General features: G+C 38.0%; 18 protein-coding genes and 1 tRNA gene. 16 read left to right on the top strand and 3 right to left on the bottom strand.

Annotated features, from left to right (window positions below):
- The first annotated feature begins 262 nt into the window (after positions 1–262).
- Positions 263–544 (top strand): hypothetical protein, encoded by a 282-nt coding sequence (locus BMY56_RS16045; RefSeq protein ID WP_091626538.1) that lies wholly within the window; start codon positions 263–265, stop codon positions 542–544.
- A gap of 355 nt (positions 545–899) precedes the next feature.
- On the opposite strand, the gene yihA is transcribed toward BMY56_RS16045, so the two are convergent.
- Together yihA and BMY56_RS16035 are read right to left on the bottom strand one after the other, a co-directional pair.
- Entirely contained in the window at positions 900–1,517 is a 618-nt protein-coding gene (gene yihA / locus BMY56_RS16040; protein ID WP_091626535.1) for a ribosome biogenesis GTP-binding protein YihA/YsxC, read from the bottom strand.
- Between the two features lie 12 nt (positions 1,518–1,529).
- A complete protein-coding gene (locus BMY56_RS16035) occupies positions 1,530–2,294 on the bottom strand; it encodes an alpha/beta fold hydrolase (RefSeq protein ID WP_091626532.1) in 765 nt (254 codons plus the stop codon).
- Positions 2,295–2,555: 261 nt separating this feature from the next.
- Here BMY56_RS16035 and BMY56_RS16030 point away from each other — a divergent pair, with 261 nt between their 5' ends.
- The 15 genes from BMY56_RS16030 to BMY56_RS15960 all read left to right on the top strand — a co-directional run bounded on the left by BMY56_RS16030 (position 2,556) and on the right by BMY56_RS15960 (position 18,600).
- Positions 2,556–3,029: a division/cell wall cluster transcriptional repressor MraZ gene (locus BMY56_RS16030; RefSeq protein WP_091626530.1), complete on the top strand. Its 474-nt coding sequence runs from the start codon at positions 2,556–2,558 to the stop codon at positions 3,027–3,029.
- Positions 3,019–3,921: a 16S rRNA (cytosine(1402)-N(4))-methyltransferase RsmH gene (gene rsmH, locus BMY56_RS16025; RefSeq protein ID WP_091626527.1), complete on the top strand. Its 903-nt coding sequence runs from the start codon at positions 3,019–3,021 to the stop codon at positions 3,919–3,921. The genes BMY56_RS16030 and rsmH overlap by 11 nt, the downstream gene beginning before the upstream one ends.
- Positions 3,908–4,249: an FtsL-like putative cell division protein gene (locus tag BMY56_RS16020; protein WP_394332506.1), complete on the top strand. Its 342-nt coding sequence runs from the start codon at positions 3,908–3,910 to the stop codon at positions 4,247–4,249. The genes rsmH and BMY56_RS16020 overlap by 14 nt, the downstream gene beginning before the upstream one ends.
- Positions 4,250–6,256 (top strand): penicillin-binding protein, encoded by a 2,007-nt coding sequence (locus BMY56_RS16015; RefSeq protein WP_091626524.1) that lies wholly within the window; start codon positions 4,250–4,252, stop codon positions 6,254–6,256. It begins immediately after the preceding gene.
- Complete coding sequence (locus tag BMY56_RS16010) at positions 6,253–7,716, top strand: UDP-N-acetylmuramoyl-L-alanyl-D-glutamate--2,6-diaminopimelate ligase (protein ID WP_091626522.1); 1,464 nt, start codon at positions 6,253–6,255, stop codon at positions 7,714–7,716. Before BMY56_RS16015 ends, BMY56_RS16010 begins: the two co-directional genes overlap by 4 nt.
- A 32-nt stretch (positions 7,717–7,748) precedes the next feature.
- Complete coding sequence (gene mraY / locus BMY56_RS16005) at positions 7,749–8,969, top strand: phospho-N-acetylmuramoyl-pentapeptide-transferase (protein WP_091626519.1); 1,221 nt, start codon at positions 7,749–7,751, stop codon at positions 8,967–8,969.
- Positions 8,970–10,304 carry a UDP-N-acetylmuramoyl-L-alanine--D-glutamate ligase gene (gene murD / locus BMY56_RS16000; RefSeq protein WP_091626516.1) on the top strand — a complete coding sequence of 445 codons (1,335 nt, stop codon included), beginning with the start codon at positions 8,970–8,972 and terminating at the stop codon, positions 10,302–10,304. It begins immediately after the preceding gene.
- 1 nt (position 10,305) lies between these two features.
- Positions 10,306–11,508, top strand: a complete 1,203-nt coding sequence (locus tag BMY56_RS15995; RefSeq protein ID WP_091626514.1) for an FtsW/RodA/SpoVE family cell cycle protein — start codon at positions 10,306–10,308, stop codon at positions 11,506–11,508.
- The gene (gene murG / locus BMY56_RS15990) at positions 11,495–12,583 is read left to right on the top strand and encodes an undecaprenyldiphospho-muramoylpentapeptide beta-N-acetylglucosaminyltransferase (RefSeq protein ID WP_091626511.1); all 1,089 of its coding nucleotides are present in this window, start codon (positions 11,495–11,497) and stop codon (positions 12,581–12,583) included. The genes BMY56_RS15995 and murG overlap by 14 nt, the downstream gene beginning before the upstream one ends.
- Position 12,584: 1 nt before the next feature.
- The gene (gene murC / locus BMY56_RS15985) at positions 12,585–13,937 is read left to right on the top strand and encodes a UDP-N-acetylmuramate--L-alanine ligase (protein WP_091626508.1); all 1,353 of its coding nucleotides are present in this window, start codon (positions 12,585–12,587) and stop codon (positions 13,935–13,937) included.
- Positions 13,927–14,646 carry a cell division protein FtsQ/DivIB gene (locus BMY56_RS15980; protein ID WP_091626505.1) on the top strand — a complete coding sequence of 240 codons (720 nt, stop codon included), beginning with the start codon at positions 13,927–13,929 and terminating at the stop codon, positions 14,644–14,646. The genes murC and BMY56_RS15980 overlap by 11 nt, the downstream gene beginning before the upstream one ends.
- Positions 14,647–14,651: 5 nt before the next feature.
- A complete protein-coding gene (gene ftsA / locus BMY56_RS15975; protein WP_091626502.1) occupies positions 14,652–16,007 on the top strand; it encodes a cell division protein FtsA in 1,356 nt (451 codons plus the stop codon).
- Positions 16,008–16,051: 44 nt separating this feature from the next.
- Complete coding sequence (ftsZ, locus tag BMY56_RS15970; protein ID WP_091626500.1) at positions 16,052–17,959, top strand: cell division protein FtsZ; 1,908 nt, start codon at positions 16,052–16,054, stop codon at positions 17,957–17,959.
- Between the two features lie 89 nt (positions 17,960–18,048).
- Positions 18,049–18,492, top strand: a complete 444-nt coding sequence (locus BMY56_RS15965; protein ID WP_091626497.1) for a GatB/YqeY domain-containing protein — start codon at positions 18,049–18,051, stop codon at positions 18,490–18,492.
- Between the two features lie 34 nt (positions 18,493–18,526).
- Positions 18,527–18,600 (top strand) — tRNA-Arg (locus BMY56_RS15960).
- A gap of 159 nt (positions 18,601–18,759) precedes the next feature.
- Here the strand turns inward: BMY56_RS15960 and BMY56_RS15955 are convergent.
- The gene (locus BMY56_RS15955; protein WP_091626495.1) at positions 18,760–18,978 is read right to left on the bottom strand and encodes a hypothetical protein; all 219 of its coding nucleotides are present in this window, start codon (positions 18,976–18,978) and stop codon (positions 18,760–18,762) included.
- Positions 18,979–19,202: the final 224 nt, after the last annotated feature.

Raw genomic sequence — 19,202 nt, 5'->3', positions numbered from 1 at the left:
TTACAAAAACAAAAAAAGCCCAGATTAAAGTATGGATAAACTTTATAGCAAGAAGTTTCTTTTGTTGGTTCATACGCTTGTAGTTCTTAGGGTGTTTAACGTGCTGATATAATTGCCAATACGTATATTTCTGATGTTAGTTTGTAAAGCGTTTACCATTTTACAAGTTAAGAAAAAACTGAGTAAGTGTAGTTCAACTATACTTACGGGGTTCTATAAAATGCCACAAATAATGTATGGTATCTGGTAGTTTTCCAACAAAATGGGAATCCTCTTTAGTTATAATGCCAATAGTGATACCGGCAGTAAACTATTCGATTTTGCCCATAAAATAATCAGTCTTTCAATAAACGACTGCGCACTATGTTCATTAACCTTCGGTAGTTTTATCGAGAACAAACAGTGGAAAGCCTTTAGAGAAAGCCTATTGGCCAAAGGCTATAAACTTCAATTCTTACATGAAGATGAATTTCAAAAAAGCTATAAAAGCAAATTTGGGCATGCCTTTACCTATCCTATTATCGTAGCAGAAACCCCCACATGATTTAGAAGTGTTGGTAACGATAGAGAAATTGAATGACTTTGAGACGGTGGAGGAGTTGGTTGCTGCGGTTGAGGGTTCAGTTGGCAGTTTTCAGTAACAGTTAGCAGTGTCAGTTTTCAGTATTGTAATATGTCAGTTCGTGTGGCATTCGAGATACCAGAAAGGGGTATCGAGATCCTTTTGGGTTCCAATCCTGTTCACGACTGCTATCGCACTGGCTATGGTGCACTTTTGAATTTAAAGTAAACCTGTTACGTATTTTATAGTACGAAGTTTATCGTCTGAAATTATTCGCCGAAAATAAGAAAGGGAAAATTTGCCTACTGATACTGCCAACTGAATTCTTGAAAAACAACTACTTCTTCGTTGCTTCGAAAAATTTCTCGTTGATATCGTCTATGAAGTTTAATAGCTCGTCGCGGCCGCTGCGTTGGCTGGCGCTAGTGACGAAATGTTGCGGTGCTTCTTCCCACATATCGGCAGTTAGCGTATCTAAATAGGTTTTAACATCGCGTTCTATCGCCTTGGGTTTAAGCTTATCGGCCTTGGTGAAAATAATGGCAAAGGGTATTCCGTTTTCACCCATCCACTGCATAAACTCCATATCTATGGGTTGTGGCTCGTGACGTATATCTACCAATACAAAAGAACAGACGAGCTGCTCGCGTTGCAGAAAGTAATTGGTAATGTATTTCTGAAAGGTCTTTTTATCGCGTTTGGAGACACGTGCATAACCATACCCCGGTAAATCGACCAAGAACCAATTTTCATTGATCTTAAAGTGGTTAATGAGTTGGGTCTTGCCAGGTCTACCCGATGTTTTTGCCAAGCTTTTACGCTCGGTCAACATATTGATTAAGGAAGATTTCCCCACATTAGAGCGACCGATAAAGGCATACTCAGGTATAGGCTCATTAGGGCATCGAGCAACATCAGAGTTGCTAATTACAAAGTCGGCCGACTTTATTTTCATCCGTAGAAAATTTTAATATTTATTTTTCTCTAACCAAGCATCAAGAATGGCGTTGAATTCGTTTGGGTGCTCCATCATAGGTGCGTGTCCACATTTATCCATCCAAAATAAATCTGAATTCGGTAGCAGTTCATCAAACAGTTCTGCCACATCTGGCGGAGTTACGCTATCATTCTTTCCCCAAATAATACAGGTAGGCGTTTTCATAGCAGGTAAATCTTGTGCCATATTATGACGTATCGCACTTTTTGCGATTGCCAAGGTCTTCACCAATTTTATACGATCATTCACCGTAGCGAATACTTCGTCAACAATCTCTTTAGTCGCAATTTCTGGGTCGTAAAAGACATCTTGTGCTTTCTTCTTAATGAACTCATAATCACCACGCTTAGGGTAGCCATCGCCCATAGCACTTTCGTATAGGCCAGAGCTACCGGTAATGACCAAGGCCTTTACTTTTTCTGGATACATTTTAGTGTATAAGAGTCCGATATGGCCACCTAACGAGTTACCCAAAAGAATAACATCGTCCAATTCTTTATGGTCAATAAATTTTTTGAGGTATTTGGCGAAATTCTTCACCGTTGTTTTGAGCATCGGCATCGAATACAAGGGCAATTCAGGAATGAGCACCTTATACCCTTTAGGAGGAAAATGGGTCGTTACGCCCTCAAAATTACTAAGTCCACCCATAAGACCGTGAAGAATTATAATGGGTTTGCCTTCACCTACTTCAATGTAATTAAACGTACCGTCGTTGATCAAATCGTTTTCCATGTACTCTGCGCATCATATTTGCCCAAATATAGGTAATTACGGAGAATAGCAAACAACTCTTTTAATTAGGCGTGTCTGCAAATCTTCTATGATTTCCTTTTTTCTGATTTTATGGGTCGAGTGGGAAAATTAACTTCAAAAGAAGACTCAGGTGTTAAAAGGTGTTCAAAAGTGGGTTAATTTATTAACAAAGTGGATTTTAGTGGTAAAATGTGGTAATAATATTTATATATTTGAGTTATATAAATAAAACCGACCATTTTGGACATTTATTTCTTTGGGACATTTAATTGCAAGGCAGACGCTAAAGGGCGCATTATGTTGCCTATTGCCTTGCGTAATCAAGTGGCTCCGATACTGAAAGACGGTTTTTTTATTAAAAAATCATATCTGAGCGAATGTTTAGAGCTGTACCCAGCATACGAATGGCACAGAGTGATGGCAGAATTGAACGAAAAGAGCAGGTTCGATGAAGAGAACCTACAATTTATAAGAATGTATACGGCAGGCCTACGACAAGTAGAGGTAGATGCCACCGGTAGATTATTGATACCGAAAGATATTATTTCATTGGCGGGCATTTCTAAAGAAGTGGTTATAGCGCCAATAGGAAAGCGTTTAGAGATTTGGGACAAGAAGGCATATGATAAATCGATCAGTGCAACGAAAGAGGAAAAAGTGAAGTTGGCCAAGCGCGTAATGTTGGGTGAAAAATCTGAAGGAGATGTATCATAATCCTGTATTGCTGAAAGAATCGGTAGATGGCTTGGACATCAAAGAGAATGGAGTTTATGTAGATGTGACATTTGGTGGAGGCGGTCACTCTAAAGAAATATTGAAACGATTGGGTGCAGGCGGTAAATTGTTCGCTTTTGATCAAGATGAAGATGCGCAGGCAAATACCTTAGGTGACCCACGATTTACACTAATAGCGGAAAATTTTAGGTACATCACCCAGTTTTTAAAGTTCTATGGCATTCGGAAAGTAGATGGAATCTTGGCGGATTTCGGAGTTTCATCGCATCAGTTCGATCAGGCCGAAAGAGGGTTTTCTACCCGATTCGATGCAGATTTGGATATGCGAATGAGCAAGCGTAATACGCTATCGGCTTTTGAAGTGGTGAACAAATACACGTATGATGATTTACGTAAGGTATTGTTCGAGTATGGTGATATTAGAAACGCCAATGCCATGGCAAAAGTACTAGTAGCAAATAGGGAAGTTGAGGAGATAAGAACGACCGATGCTTTAAAACAAGCCTTGAAGCAGTTTTTGCCAGAGCATAAGCAGCATAAGATTTTGGCGCAGATCTATCAGGCGATTCGTATAGAAGTGAATCAAGAGATCGAAGTGATCAAGGAGTTTTTAGAGCAGGTGCCAGATTTATTGAATCCGAAAGGGCGACTGAGTGTAATTAGTTATCACTCTTTAGAAGATAGGTTGGTAAAACGATATATACGAGCCGGACAGTTTGAAGGTGAGCCAGAGAAAGACTTTTATGGAAACATAGAAGTACCCTTAAAGAAAGTTGGCGGATTGATAGTTCCGTCTCGAGAAGAAATAAAATTAAATAACAGGGCGCGTAGTGCCAAACTGAGAATAGCAGAGCGTAATGACGAAAAATAAAGTGAAAACTGGGGTCTTAGACCTGTTGAAAGGCAAATTTTTGGTGAGCGGAGACTCGCCCAAGAATTGGCTGTTCATCATTTTCATTTCTTTTTTGGCAACGGTAATGATCAGTAGCTCGCATAGTGCAGATCAGAAAGTACACCAAATCGCTTTATTGAACGAAGAAGTAAAAGAGCTTAGAAACGAGTTTGTAGACATGCGGTCAGATGTGCAGCAGTTGAAACTAGAATCGAACATTACAGGTAAGATATCTGACAAAGGATTGTATCCTTCAGAAACGCCACCACAAAAAATTAGGGTCAAATCTTTAAATGAGAAAGAATAAATGGCCGCAACAGAAAAAAGTATACTTAAACGACTATATATTGTAGCAGCATTTCTCGTGCTGTTCGCTGGTGCCGTACTTTTTAAGTTGGTGTCCATACAAGTTGTAGATGGCGAAAAATACAAAGCTTTAGCGGAAACACGTACCTCTCATATTTTTACTATCGAACCGAATAGGGGTAATCTATATTCTGATGATGGTAGTCTTTTGGCAACATCGGTTTCTAAATACACCATTCGTTTTGATGCCGTTACGGTAAATGATATTGATTTTAAGCAAAATATAAAGCCCTTGTCAGATGCCTTGGCGAAGCAATTCGGTAATACGTCTTCTCATTACCAACAAATTCTTAGAAAAGCCAAGGAAAATAAAAATAGGTACGCGCTAATTGTTCGAAATCTAGACTACTCCGATTACATGGCTGTGAAATCCTTCCCACTATTTAATAAAGGAGCTTATAGAGGTGGATTGATCATAGAGCAAAAAACGAAAAGAGAGCATCCGTTGGGTAAAATTGCCGAACGTAGTGTTGGGTATGAGCGTGTAGATGAAAATGGCTACCGTACCCGTGTGGGTATGGAGGGTGCTTTTGGTGAATACTTAAGGGGGATAGAAGGAAAGCGTGCCAAGCAAAAAATCGCAAAAGGACTTTGGAAGCCTATCGGTAACGATAATATTATTGAGCCAAAAGATGGGTATGATGTGTATTCTACCATCGATATTAATATACAAGATATTGCGCACCATGCTTTATTAAAGCAATTGGAACTGTATAAAGCAGACCACGGTACAGTAATCGTAATGGAGGTGAAGACCGGTGAAGTAAAAGCAATCGCCAATTTGGGTCAAACACCCGAAGGTAAATACTACGAACGTCTGAACTACGCAATTGGCGAATCTCATGAACCAGGTTCTACATTTAAGTTAATGAATTTAGTGGCGGCCCTAGAAGACAAGGTGGTCGATACCAGTACCGTAATTGATACTGAAAAGGGAAGTTGGAAAATATATAGACACTGGGTAAAAGATACCAAGCGTGGCGGACATGGTAAAATATCTGTAGCCAAAGCTTTTGAAGTATCGTCTAATGTGGCGTTTGCCAAAATGATTAACAATGGCTACAAGAACGATCCAGAGAAATATGTGAACCGCTTAATGAGTATGGGCATCCATAAAGAATTAGGATTGCCGGTTCGCGGAGAGGGCAAGCCGGTACTTAGGTATCCTGGAGACAAAGGTTGGTCAGGATTGTCATTGGCACAAATGGCTTACGGTTATGAGGTGTCTATGACACCATTGCAAACATTGTCATTCTATAATGCCATTGCGAATAATGGGGAAATGGTGAAGCCAAGGTTATTGAAAGAAGTTAAGGAGTGGGACAAGACTATTGAAAAGTTCGATAAGAAAGTATTGAATCCGGCAATCTGTTCTCAAGAAACGGTTAAGAAAGTACAGAAGATTTTAAAGGATGTAGTAGAGAGTAAGCATGGTACAGGCCACGGCATGTATTCGAAAAACTTTTCTATGGCCGGTAAAACAGGTACCACACAAACCAATTATGTTTCTAAGGATAAGAATAAATACGAATATATTTCTTCGTTTGCAGGTTATTTTCCAGCAGACAATCCGAAGTACTCCTGTATCGTAGTCATTCATAAGCCAGACAAGAGTGTGGGGTATTATGGTGCCGATGTATCAGGTCCGGTATTTAAATCCGTAGCACAAAAAGTATATGCCACATCACCATTAACAAGTGAGGTAGATGTAAAAAATGTATTGATTGCGAGTACTGATGCGTCTTACCAAAATTATTACAAGAATGCCCAGCAGGTATATGCGCAAGTGCCAAATGTAAAAGGTATGAGCGGTATGGATGCCATTGCAATTTTAGAAAATTTAGGAATAGAAGTAGAGGTGAAGGGGAATGGAACGGTAAAACACCAGTCCATCTCTAAAGGAACCGATATTAAAACCGTGAAGAAAATAGTATTAGAATTAATATGAAGCAGTTAAAGGACATATTATATGGAGTGCATCTTACCGCAGTTAGTGGTACGACCTCTTGTGATATCGCTTCAGTACGTTTCGATTCTAGAGAAGTGAAAGCGGGGGATGCCTTTGTAGCTATAAAAGGAACCTTGACCGATGGTCATAACTATATCGATGCCGTAGTGGCAACCGGTGCGCGAGCTATTATATGCGAGCAGCTACCTACGAATATGGTAGAAGGTGTTACCTATGTTGAGGTAGAAAACGGCAATCAGGCCCTGGCTTTAATGGCTTCGAATTACTACGATACGCCTTCAAAAAATTTAAAATTAGTAGGCGTAACCGGTACCAATGGTAAAACCACCGTATCGAGTTTATTATATCAGTTATTTAAAAATGCTGGCTACAAAGTAGGGTTGTTGTCCACCATAAAAATAATGGTAGACGATACGGAATACCCAACAAAACATACCACTCCCGATGCATTGGTCATCAATCAGCATTTAAAGTTAATGAACGATGCCGGTGTTGAATTTTGCTTTATGGAAGTGAGTTCGCATGGTATTCATCAGAAAAGAACAGAAGGTTTGGTATTTGAGGGCGCGATTTTTACGAATCTATCTCATGATCATTTAGACTATCATAAAACATTTGCTGAGTATCGCGATACAAAGAAAATATTGTTCGATCAGTTGTCGAAAAAAGCATTTGCATTGACCAATATCGATGATAAAAATGGCTTGGTGATGTTGCAAAATACCAAGGCAAGAAAATATACGTACGCGTTAAAGAATTATGCAGATTATCGTGCACAGGTTTTAGAAAACCAGTTCGATGGTCAGTTATTGAAAATCAATGATAACGAACTGTGGATTAAATTAATAGGTCAATTCAATGCCTATAATATGTTGGCTATTTATGCCACTGCAGAGTTATTAGGATTAGAGAAATTAGAAATCCTTCGCTTGTTGAGTGAGTTGGATAGTGTAGATGGAAGGTTTCAATATTATATATCAAAAAATAAAATTACGGCTATAGTTGATTATGCCCATACGCCGGACGCCCTTAAAAATGTGCTTGAGACAATCAACACGTTGAGAACTGGAAATGAAAACGTCATCACCGTTGTGGGGTGTGGTGGCGATAGAGACAGATCAAAGCGTCCGGTAATGGGCAATATCGCTTCTGAAATGAGTAATAAAGTCATTTTTACTTCAGATAACCCTCGTACAGAGTCCCCTTCTGAAATTATTGCAGAAATGGAAGCAGGGGTTGAGCCGCAGAATGTAAAAAAGATACTATTGATTGAAAATAGAGAGCAGGCCATTAAAACAGCTTGCCAATTAGCAGCCGATAATGATATTATTTTGGTTGCAGGTAAAGGGCATGAGACCTACCAAGAAACCAACGGAGTACGAATAGATTTCGATGATTTTAAAATTGTAAAAGAGCTATTAATTAGTCTAGATAAGTAACATTGGCTTGAAAACGCTTTAATGAAAAAACTATGTTAACCTACCTGTTCGAATATTTAGAAAAACAATACCAGTTTCCCGGGGCTACGCTGTTTCAGTTTAGTACGTTCCGTGCGGCTATGGCTATCTTGTTTTCTTTGATAATTGCGACAGCTTTCGGTAAACGCATCATTCTTTTTCTACAAAAGCAGCAAGTAGGTGAAAGTATTCGTGACTTAGGTTTGGATGGTCAAAAGCAAAAAGCGGGTACCCCTACAATGGGTGGTATCATTATAATTTTGGCCACTTTGATTCCTGTAATATTATTTGCACGATTAGATAATATTTACATCATACTGTTGATTTTTACCATGTTATGGATGGGGGTTATCGGTTTCTTAGATGATTATATCAAAGTATTCAAAAAGAATAAAGACGGATTAAAAGGAAGGTTTAAAGTTCTTGGGCAGGTTGTATTGGGTTTGATCGTAGGGGCGGTACTTTATTTTCATCCAGAGGTGACCATGCGTGACCATGATAAATCGGTTATCACCAAAGATTATACGGTAGAACAAGTAAAAGGCGCAGAAATTAAGTCGACCATGACTACCGTTCCTTTTATGAAGAACAACGAATTTGACTATGGTGATTTTATTGGTTGGATGGGAGAAGGAGCGCAGGAATATGCTTGGTTACTGTTTATTCCAATTGTCATTTTAATCGTAACAGCGGTATCTAACGGGGCGAATTTGACAGACGGTATCGATGGGCTTGCCGCAGGTACATCGGCAATTATTGTATTTACACTAGGCATATTTGCTTTGGTTTCGGGTAATATTATTTTCTCGGATTATTTAGATATCATGTACATACCAAGAGTAGGTGAGTTATTGATTTTCATTACTGCGTTTGTTGGAGCCTTAATAGGATTTTTATGGTACAATGCCTTCCCAGCCCAGGTATTTATGGGTGATACCGGAAGTTTAACTATTGGTGGTGTTATAGCCGTGATTGCTATTATCGTACGTAAAGAATTATTGATTCCGGTTTTGTGCGGAATATTCTTTGCCGAGTCACTTTCAGTGATGTTGCAAGTAGGCTATTTCAAGTACACTCGAAATAAATATGGAGAAGGTAGACGCATATTTTTAATGTCACCATTACATCACCACTATCAGAAAAAGGGTTATCACGAAAGTAAGATCGTAACACGATTTTGGATTGTAGGTATTCTATTGGCCATTGTTAGTATAGTGACTCTAAAAATTAGATAAATGGCATTGTTGGTAGTTCTAGGAGGAGGAGAAAGTGGAGTAGGAACAGCCATTTTAGGATTAAAAAAAGGATATGAGGTTTTTGTATCCGATAAAGGAAAAATTAAAGAGAAGTATAAAAACGTTCTTGAACATTTTGGAATTGATTGGGAAGAAGAGAAGCATTCTGAAGACCGCATTTTAAAAGCCGACTTAGTAATGAAGAGTCCGGGAATACCCGATAAGGTACCCTTGGTGAAGCAGTTGGTTGAGAAAGGCATTCCCGTAATATCAGAGATTGAATTTGCGTCAAAGTATACCGATGCTAAAATCATTGGTATTACAGGAAGTAATGGTAAAACGACCACTACCATGCTTACGAACCACATACTCGCAAATGGCGGACTAAAGGTGGGTATGGCAGGTAATATTGGTGATAGTTATGCGAAGATGGTCGCAGAAAATGATTTTGAGTATTACGTGCTCGAGATAAGCAGTTTTCAATTGGATGGTATTGTGGATTTTAAACCACATATCGCCGTGATTACGAATATATCGCCAGATCATTTAGATCGGTACGAGTATTCATTTGAGAACTACATCGCTTCAAAATTCAGGATAGCGGAGAACCAAGACGAAAACGATTATTTGATATATGATGCAGATGATACGGTTTTGGTAAAATGGCTCAAAGAGCACCCAGTTAAATCAAAATTAATGCCTTTTTCATTGAACAAAGTATTTGAAAAAGGTGCATTTATAGAACAAAATAAGATAATAATAAAAACAACCACAGACACTATTAGCATGATTAAAGACGAATTGGCCTTAGAAGGTCAACACAATGTAAAGAACACCATGGCAGCGGCCACTATTGCAAAATTGGTTGGTATCCGTAAAGAAACGATAAGAGCTTGTGTGTCAAATTTTCAAGGGGCTCCCCACCGTTTGGAAAAGGTCTTGAAAATACATCATGTAGAGTATATAAACGACTCAAAGGCAACTAATGTAAATGCGGCCTATTATGCTTTAGATAGTATGAAAACACCAACGGTTTGGATCGTAGGTGGAGTAGATAAAGGCAATGAATATATGGAATTGATGCCTTTGGTACGTGAGAAAGTAAAAGCGATAATTTGCTTGGGTGAGGATAATGAGAAAATTAAACATGTATTCGGTAACGCAGTGGATCTTTTAGTAGAAACATTTGCAATGGAAGAGGCTGTGAAAGTGGCTTATAAAATTGCCGAACGTGGAGATACCGTTTTGTTGTCGCCAGCTTGTGCAAGTTTCGATTTGTTTAAAAATTATGAAGATCGTGGAGATCAATTTAAGAACTGTGTAAAGAACCTATAAGGTGTTGAATATACTGCAAAATATAAAAGGAGATAAAGCTATTTGGGCCATTGCGGCGCTTCTGGCCTTATTCTCATTTTTACCAGTGTACAGTGCTAGTAGTAACTTGGTGTACGTGGTGGGCAGTGGCACTACTGTAGGGTATTTAGTGAAACATGCTATTCTATTGTTTTTAGGTTTTGGTATTATTTACGGTGTACATAAAATCCCAACTCACTTTTTCAAGGGGCTTTCTATGATCGCCCTACCGATTGTTTTGGTTCTGCTGGTCTTTGTTTTGGCACAAGGAACTTCTGACGGAGGAACCAATGATAGTCGATGGATCCGCCTTCCGTTTGTGGGGTTCGGGTTTCAACCCTCAAATTTGGCCGCTGTTGTTTTAATGATTTATGTGGCGCGTTATTTTTCTAAGGTTAGGGATGTTGCCATTACGTTTAAAGAGAGCATAGTGCCGTTATGGCTACCCGTTTTCTTGGTGGTCGTACTCATTTTGCCCGCTAACTTTTCCACTGCTGCCATCATTTTCTCTATGGTGTTGATCTTGTGTTTTTTGGGAGGATATCCTATGAAATACTTATTTGGAATTGTTGGTACAGGAGTTCTTTGTCTCACTATTTTCATTTTGACGGCAAAGGCGTTTCCAGATTTATTTCCGAATAGGGTGGATACTTGGATGAGCCGTATCGATAGTTTCTCGAACCCTGAAGATACAGAAGCCAATTATCAAATAGAAAAAGCGAAAATAGCGATAGCAACAGGTGGTATTGTTGGTAAAGGCGCTGGCAAAAGCATACAAAAGAATTTTCTACCACAGAGTTCATCAGATTTTATTTATGCCATTATTGTTGAAGAATATGGATTGATAGGTGGTTTTGCTTTAATGTTCTTTTATCTGTTTTTACTCTTCCGTATAGTGGTGGTCGCCAATGGCGCTACTTCTATATTTAGTAAGTTATTGGTATTGGGTGTGGGCTTGCCGATTGTGTTTCAGGCATTGATCAATATGGCAGTGGCTGTAGAGTTGTTCCCGGTAACAGGACAGAATTTACCCTTGATCAGTAGTGGTGGTACATCTAGTTGGATGACCTGTTTGGCTATAGGGATTATATTGAGTGCAAGTAATAAGAGTATAGCGCAGGAGGGTACTTCTGCACATGATATAGATGAAACGAACCCTTTAGAGATTTTAAGTGGGCAGTTATAGGTTCATCTTATCGGGTGGCGGAACCGGTGGACATATTTATCCGGCGATAGCCATAGCAAATGAATTGAAAAGAAGACATCCTGATGCCGAATTTTTGTTCGTAGGCGCTAAGGATAGAATGGAGATGGAAAAAGTGCCACAAGCCGGGTATAAAATCGAAGGATTGTGGATTACGGGGATACAACGGAAACTGACCCTTAAAAATTTACTGTTTCCGATAAAATTGATAAGTAGTTTAATGAGAGCAAACAGCATCGTATCGAAGTTTAAACCCCATGTCGTAATTGGTACTGGTGGTTTTGCGAGCGGCCCGTTGTTAAAAATGGCTACCGTAAAAGGGATACCATGTGTGCTGCAAGAACAAAATTCTTTTGCTGGTATAACCAATAAACTATTAAAGGATAAAGTGGAGAAAATCTGTGTGGCATATGATGGCATGGAACAGTTTTTCCCGAAAGATAAAATTGTAAAGACAGGAAATCCTGTGCGTTCAGATTTGGTGGAGCTTAAAGTAACCAAAAGTGAATCATTAGAATATTTTGATCTAAGCCCAAAAAAGAAAACACTGTTGGTATTGGGTGGTAGTTTAGGCGCTAGACGCATTAATCAACTCGTAGCAGACCATTTAGCATATTTTGAAGAATTAGGATTGCAAGTAATATGGCAATGTGGAAAAGGGTATTATGAAACGTATAAATCAAATCAGTCTGAAACGATAAAAGTGCATGCATTTTTGAATTCTATGGATAAGGCCTATGTAGCTGCCGATTTCATCATTTCTCGTGCAGGAGCAGGAGCGGTGTCAGAATTATGTTTGGTAGGGAAGCCTACATTTTTTATTCCCTCACCAGTTGTTGCTGAAGATCACCAGACAAAAAACGCCTTGTCGCTGGTAGGTCATAATGCGGCAATTATGATACGTGAGAACGATTTAGACAAGCAGTTTAAGTCAGCGTTTGAAGCAGTATTTAATTCACCTGAAAAGCAGGCAGAATTATCAAAGAACAGTAAAGCGTTGGCATTACCGAATGCAACCGCAGATATTTGTGATGAAATTGAAAAATTATTAAAGTAAAATGAATTTAGAGCAAATACATAGAGTGTATTTTATAGGTATAGGAGGCATTGGTATGTCTGCCCTAGCTCGCTATTTTGCTTTCATAAATAAAACGGTTGCTGGGTATGATAAAACAGAAAGCCCATTAACAAAAGAATTATCAAATTCTGGCATTGCCATTCATTATAGTGATGATGTAGAGCAAATACCTAATGAGTTTAAAAATCCTGAAAATACACTGATCGTATACACTCCGGCAGTACCATCAAGTCATTCGGAGTATCGGTATTTTTTAGCGAAGGGATTTGTGATTAAGAAACGTTCAGAGGTCTTGGGCTTAATTACAAAAGATTCGTTCTGTTTTGCTGTGGCAGGTACGCATGGTAAAACCACCACATCAAGTATACTAGCGCATCTGCTAAAAGAAACCGGTGTTAAACTGACGGCTTTTTTAGGAGGGATTTCGGAAGATTTCAATAGCAATTTTCTGTTGGAAGGCACCGACTATTCTGTGGTAGAAGCAGACGAGTTTGATCGTTCGTTTATGCAGTTAACACCCAATGTCGCATGTGTAACCTCTATGGATGCCGATCATTTAGACATTTATGGTGATGCACAAGAATTGGAGCGAACGTTTGTTGATTTTACAAAACGATTGAAACCGGGCGGAAAATTATTCGTTCGTAATGGTTTGCCTTTAGAAGGGCTAACCTATGGTATTGAAGACGATTCGGATTATTGCATCCGGAACATAAAAATAGAACATGGCACCTACATATTCGATTTGGAGACCCCTGACCTCAAACTAGAAGGGGTTGAATTCAACAAACCAGGAAGGCATAATTTGCTTAATGGTTTGGTAGCTTTTGCGATGGCGATGCAAGCAGGTTCCCCACCGCATCGCCTTGCTAAAGCACTAGCAACATTTAAAGGTGTGCAAAGACGTTTTTCCTATAAAATTAAAAATGATGATTTTATTTTTATAGATGACTACGCCCATCATCCAACAGAGATCAATGCAGTTTTTGAAGCGATTTCAGAAATGCATCCGAATAAAAAAGTATTGGCCATTTTTCAACCACATCTATTTTCAAGAACACGGGATTTTGCCGATGATTTTGCAAAAAGCTTATCTCAATTCGAAAATATTTTGTTGTTAGATATCTATCCTGCACGGGAAGAACCAATTGTAGGAATAGATTCACAATGGTTGCTAGAAAAAATAACAAGCACTAATAAAAAATTAATTTTAAAGGAACAAATCATTTCTGAAATTAAAATACAGAATCCGGAAGTTTTAGTGACCATGGGAGCTGGAGATATTGGTTTAGAAGTAATGAAAATTAAAAATGAACTATCGTATGCAGATTAATTGGAATTTTTTAAAGTTGACCGCTTTGATTCTGGTAATCACGGGGTTATATGCTTTTTCGAATGGTCGAAATAGCGCTAAGAACGTTGCCGGTATGAAGGTGGAGTTCATAGGTGATGAGAATTTATACCTGACCGAAGGGACGGTTAATAAATTGTTAATACAAAAATACGGTAGCCTCAAAAATGTCCCTAAAGAAAATATAGTTTTGAATACTATAGAAAAAGCCATTGAGGCTAATGAAATGGTGAAAAGTGCCCAAGTCTATCTAACAATAGATGGTGAGCTTACGTCGAAAATTGTTCAACGGAAACCAATCGGACGCATAGAAGGGGACAAAAAGTATTATCTGGATGATGAAGGAAAGAGAATGCCACTTTCTAATAATCACTCAGCAAGAGTTCCCATAATAACAGGCAATATCAGTGGTAAAAGCCTTGAGGATGTCTATGTCATATTGGAGCATATTAACAAAGACGATTTTTTTCGTAAAACGATAATCGGTATTCACATAAAAGGTGAAAATGAGTATCAATTGCGATTAAGGCTTAACAATTTTGTAGTGAACTTAGGTGGTGTTGAAGATTTGGATACGAAGTTCAGCAATTTTAAGGCGTTTTATGCCAAAGCGAACAAGGATGAGACCTTGGAGGATTATGCGGTAGTAAGTTTAGAATTCAATAACCAGGTGGTGTGCACTAAAATTTAATAAAAATGGAACAAACTAAATATTCAGTCGGTCTAGACATTGGGACAACGAAAATCGTTGCCATTATCGGTAAGGAAAATGAATACGGTAAGATTGAGATTTTGGGTATCGGTAAATCCAAAAGTTTAGGTGTACATAGAGGTGTTGTAAATAACATCACCCAAACTATTAAATCGATACAACAAGCGGTAGAAGAAGCTGAGGCTAATTCTGGGCTTAAAATTGGTTCGGTAGTGGTAGGTATCGCTGGTCAGCACATTAGAAGTTTACAACACAGCGATTACATTACTCGAAAAGATTCTGAAGAAGTAATCAATGAGGAAGATTTAGATATCCTTATTAATCAAGTGCACAAATTGATTATGCTTCCTGGTGAGGAGATAATTCACGTATTACCACAAGAATATAAGGTTGATGGCCAAGGAGAAATTCGGGAGCCTATCGGTATGTATGGTGGCCGATTAGAAGCGAATTTTCATGTTGTTGTAGGGCAAGTAGTTTCTATAAAAAATGTAGGTCGTTGTATTAAGAGTGCAGGCCTAGATTTAGGAAATATTACGCTAGAACCATTGGCATCATCTGATGCGGTATTGAGTCAAGAAGAGAAAGAAGCAGGTGTAGCATTAATCGATATAGGAGGTGGTACTACTGATTTGGCCATTTTTAAAGATGGTATTATCAGGCATACTGCGGTTATTCCTTTTGGTGGAGGTGTAATAACCGAAGATATCAAAGAAGGCTGTTCTATTATTGAGAAGCAGGCTGAGTTATTGAAAACAAGATTTGGTTCGGCTTGGCCAGGTGAGAATAGGGATAATGAAATTGTTTCTATTCCGGGTTTACGAGGTAGAGAGCCAAAAGAAATCTCTTTAAAGAATTTGTCTAAAATAATTCATGCACGTGTTGTTGAAATCATAGAACAAGTCTATGTGGAGATTAAAAATTACGGTCATGAAGAGCAAAAGAAAAAATTAATTGCGGGTATTGTTTTAACAGGTGGCGGTAGTCAACTAAAACATTTAAAGCAATTAGTGGAATATATAACAGGTATGGATACCCGAATAGGTTATCCGAACGAGCATTTAGCAGGTGATTCAGACGAAGAAGTTGCTAGTCCTTTATACGCTACAGCTGTCGGACTTTTAATGAATGCAATTAAGAACGAGAAGAAGCTTCAAAATATTAAGAAGAAATCTCAAGTATCTGAAGAGTTTTTGCAAACAGAACAAGAAGAAGTAGAAGCATTTGCCGGTGTTGAAGAAGATGAGTTCGAAAATAAGAACAGAATGTACAAGGAAAGAAAATCTGTTTTTGATAAATGGTCTGAAAAGTTGAAAGAGTTTTTAGACAACGCAGAGTAAAAAGCATATAGTAAGAATATACATAACCAGTAATAATTTAGATTATGAGTAAGAACAGCGAATTCGATAATATCTCTTTTGATCTTCCAAAGAATCAAAGCAACGTTATAAAGGTCATCGGTGTAGGTGGTGGTGGTAGCAATGCCATAAATCACATGTTCCAGGCAGGAATAAACGGAGTTGATTTTGTAATCTGTAATACAGATTCACAGGCTTTGGACAATAGTCCTGTGCCAAACAAAATACAATTAGGTGTATCATTAACAGAAGGTTTGGGTGCTGGTGCCAATCCTGAAGTTGGCGAACAAGCTGCCATGGAAAGTATGGAAGAGATTAAATCGATGTTGGATTCAACAACAAAGATGATTTTCATTACTGCTGGTATGGGTGGGGGAACAGGAACTGGTGCTGCTCCCGTAATTGCCAAGTTTGCAAAGGAAATGGATGTTCTAACTGTAGGTATCGTTACCATGCCGTTTCAATTCGAAGGTAAAATGCGAGTTGAACAGGCACAACGTGGTATTGAAAAATTGCGAAAAAATGTCGATTCGCTGATCGTCATTAATAACAATAAATTACGAGAAGTATACGGTAACCTTGGTTTTAAGGCTGGTTTCTCAAAAGCTGATGAAGTATTGGCAACCGCAGCTAGAGGTATTGCAGAAGTTATAACACATCACTACACACAAAACATAGATTTACGTGACGCTAAAACAGTACTGTCTAATAGTGGTACTGCAATAATGGGTTCTGCTATTTCATCTGGTTCGGCAAGAGCCAATGAGGCAATTATGAAAGCTTTGGATTCTCCATTATTGAATGACAATAAGATTCAAGGAGCTAAAAACGTATTGTTATTGATTGTTTCAGGAGCACAAGAAATCACTATTGATGAAATAGGAGAAATCAATGATCATATTCAAATCGAAGCGGGTTATGGAGCAAACATCATTATGGGTGTTGGCGAGGATGAAAGCTTAGGAGAGGCTATTGCCGTAACCGTAATTGCCACGGGTTTTAATATAGAGCAACAGGATGATATTGTAAATACGGAGTCCAAAAAAATCATTCATACCTTAGAAGACGGTCAACGTGCCGAGGCCATGTTGCTGTCCAATTCCAAAACTGTACACACTTTGGAAATGGATGAAGAAGAGGAGGAAGTTAAAGAAGTTAAGCCCGTACAAAAATATGAGTTTGTTGATGAGGCAGATTTCGATTTGATACCGACTACAAATTACATCAAGAATTTCAACGTTTTTTATGAAGAAGTAGTAGCGCATAACGTTTCTGAAGATGATTTTGTAATTGTAGATTCAGCAGCTATGGATATTGAAGTTGTTGATCCAGTAGTATTAAAAGCTAAAAAAGTAAAAGATGATGATTTTTCAATAGATTTCGATATGCCTTTGAAGGATGAAGAAAAGGAAAACGTAATCACTTTTGACTTACATGAAGAAGTAAAGGATTTAGATGTAAACGATAGTATTGAAATCATACCTGTTTTAGAATACAATAAAAATGGTGAGAAACGCTATAGTTTAGATGATTACATGCAGTTGGAAAGTAAATTGACCGGTGCAAAATCAAAAGCGGAAGAATTCGAGCCAAAGATTATTGAAGATGAATTGATATTTGAAAAAAGAACTGTAGCTCCAAAAAGAGAAGTGCGCCCAGAAGAGCAATTAGATCCAATGGAAACTCCTATAGAAGAGTTATTGCGTGAAAGAGCTGATGAGCGTAGAAGAAAACTTAAAGATTTCAACTACAAGTTCAAAACTAGCGCACCAAGCAGTTATGATGAAAAGAAACCTGCATACCAAAGACAAGGGGTGAATTTAAATGAAAACCCTAGAGAAAGTAAAATTTCTAGAACATCACTTAGTGGTGATAGTAACGATGATATTAAGTTACGTTCAAATAACTCATTTTTACATGATAATGTAGATTAGGAATAGCATACAACTACTATTTTTAAACCCGAAAACTATCTTAGTTTTCGGGTTTATTTTTTATCTTCGCAGACCAAAATAAGGAAGCTATGAGTTTACAGCAAAAAGTAATGGAGCAATTAAAATTGGCTATGAAAGCCAAAGATACGGTTGCATTAGAATCACTTAGAGCTATAAAATCTGCGCTCTTAATGGCAAGTACTAGCGGTGCTGGTGAAATAACAGAAGATGACGAGATACAATTGGTACAGAAATTAGTAAAACAAAGAAAAGATAGTGCTGCAATATTTATAGAGCAAGGCAGACAAGATCTTGCCGATCCTGAATTGGCGCAAATTGCGGTTATCGAACAATTTTTACCTGAACAACTTACAGAGGAGGAAGTGGAAAAAGTAGTGGTACAAACTATTGATTCAATAGGTGCTTCAGGTATGAAGGATATGGGTAAGGTAATGGGTATTGTATCTAAAGAATTAGCCGGTCAAGCCGATGGTAAATTAATATCTACCATTGTTAAAAAGAAATTATCTTAAGTCTTAGTATTTAATTTAAATACTGAAGTAAAATGGCCTCGTGGCGCAACTGAATAGCGCATCAGATTTCGGCTCTGAGGGTTGGGGGTTTGAATCCCTTCGAGGTCACAACATAAAAACGCATTAATCTGATATAAGGGTTATTGCGTTTTTTTTTAGTGTGTCACTTTTTGAATCATTTTTCATTCGTAATCTATGAAGTAAAATCAAAATTGTGATTGTTTTGCAAAAAGGCTATAGAGTAGGGTTTGTTTGATGTTATAAGCTTTAGTATTTACCCAATAGGTATTCAATAAACCATGCTGCGATCATTACAAAGGTCCAAAGACCGAGATAAAATTTACGTCTCGCATACATTCCATCCATATCCAATATATAGTTATGTCTGAATCGGTGAGCTAACCAAGGTAAAAGAATGGCTATTATACAAGCCATAATCCAATATAATGAGAATCCAGACCAATTATCCGTATCAAAAATGTCCATATTAAAATATCAAAGAAATTAAATAAATATTAGCTAATCCAAATAGTAAATCCTGAACCCTTTCTATTCTCTCTTTATTACTTCGGAACAACAGATTTCTTAGTAGGTCAAATATCGACATAACTAAAGATATGGGTTTGTTATTTAGTATAAATAAGGGATTTATGCTATTGTCCCAAATAAAGTTAGATTAAATTAAGAAAAACTAAATAAAGATATCGTGA

Source organism: Maribacter orientalis (assembly GCF_900109345.1).
Classification (GTDB): Bacteria; Bacteroidota; Bacteroidia; order Flavobacteriales; family Flavobacteriaceae; genus Maribacter; species Maribacter orientalis.
The sequence above is the reverse complement of the archived record's forward strand: the minus strand, read 5'-3'. Positions and strand labels throughout refer to the sequence as shown.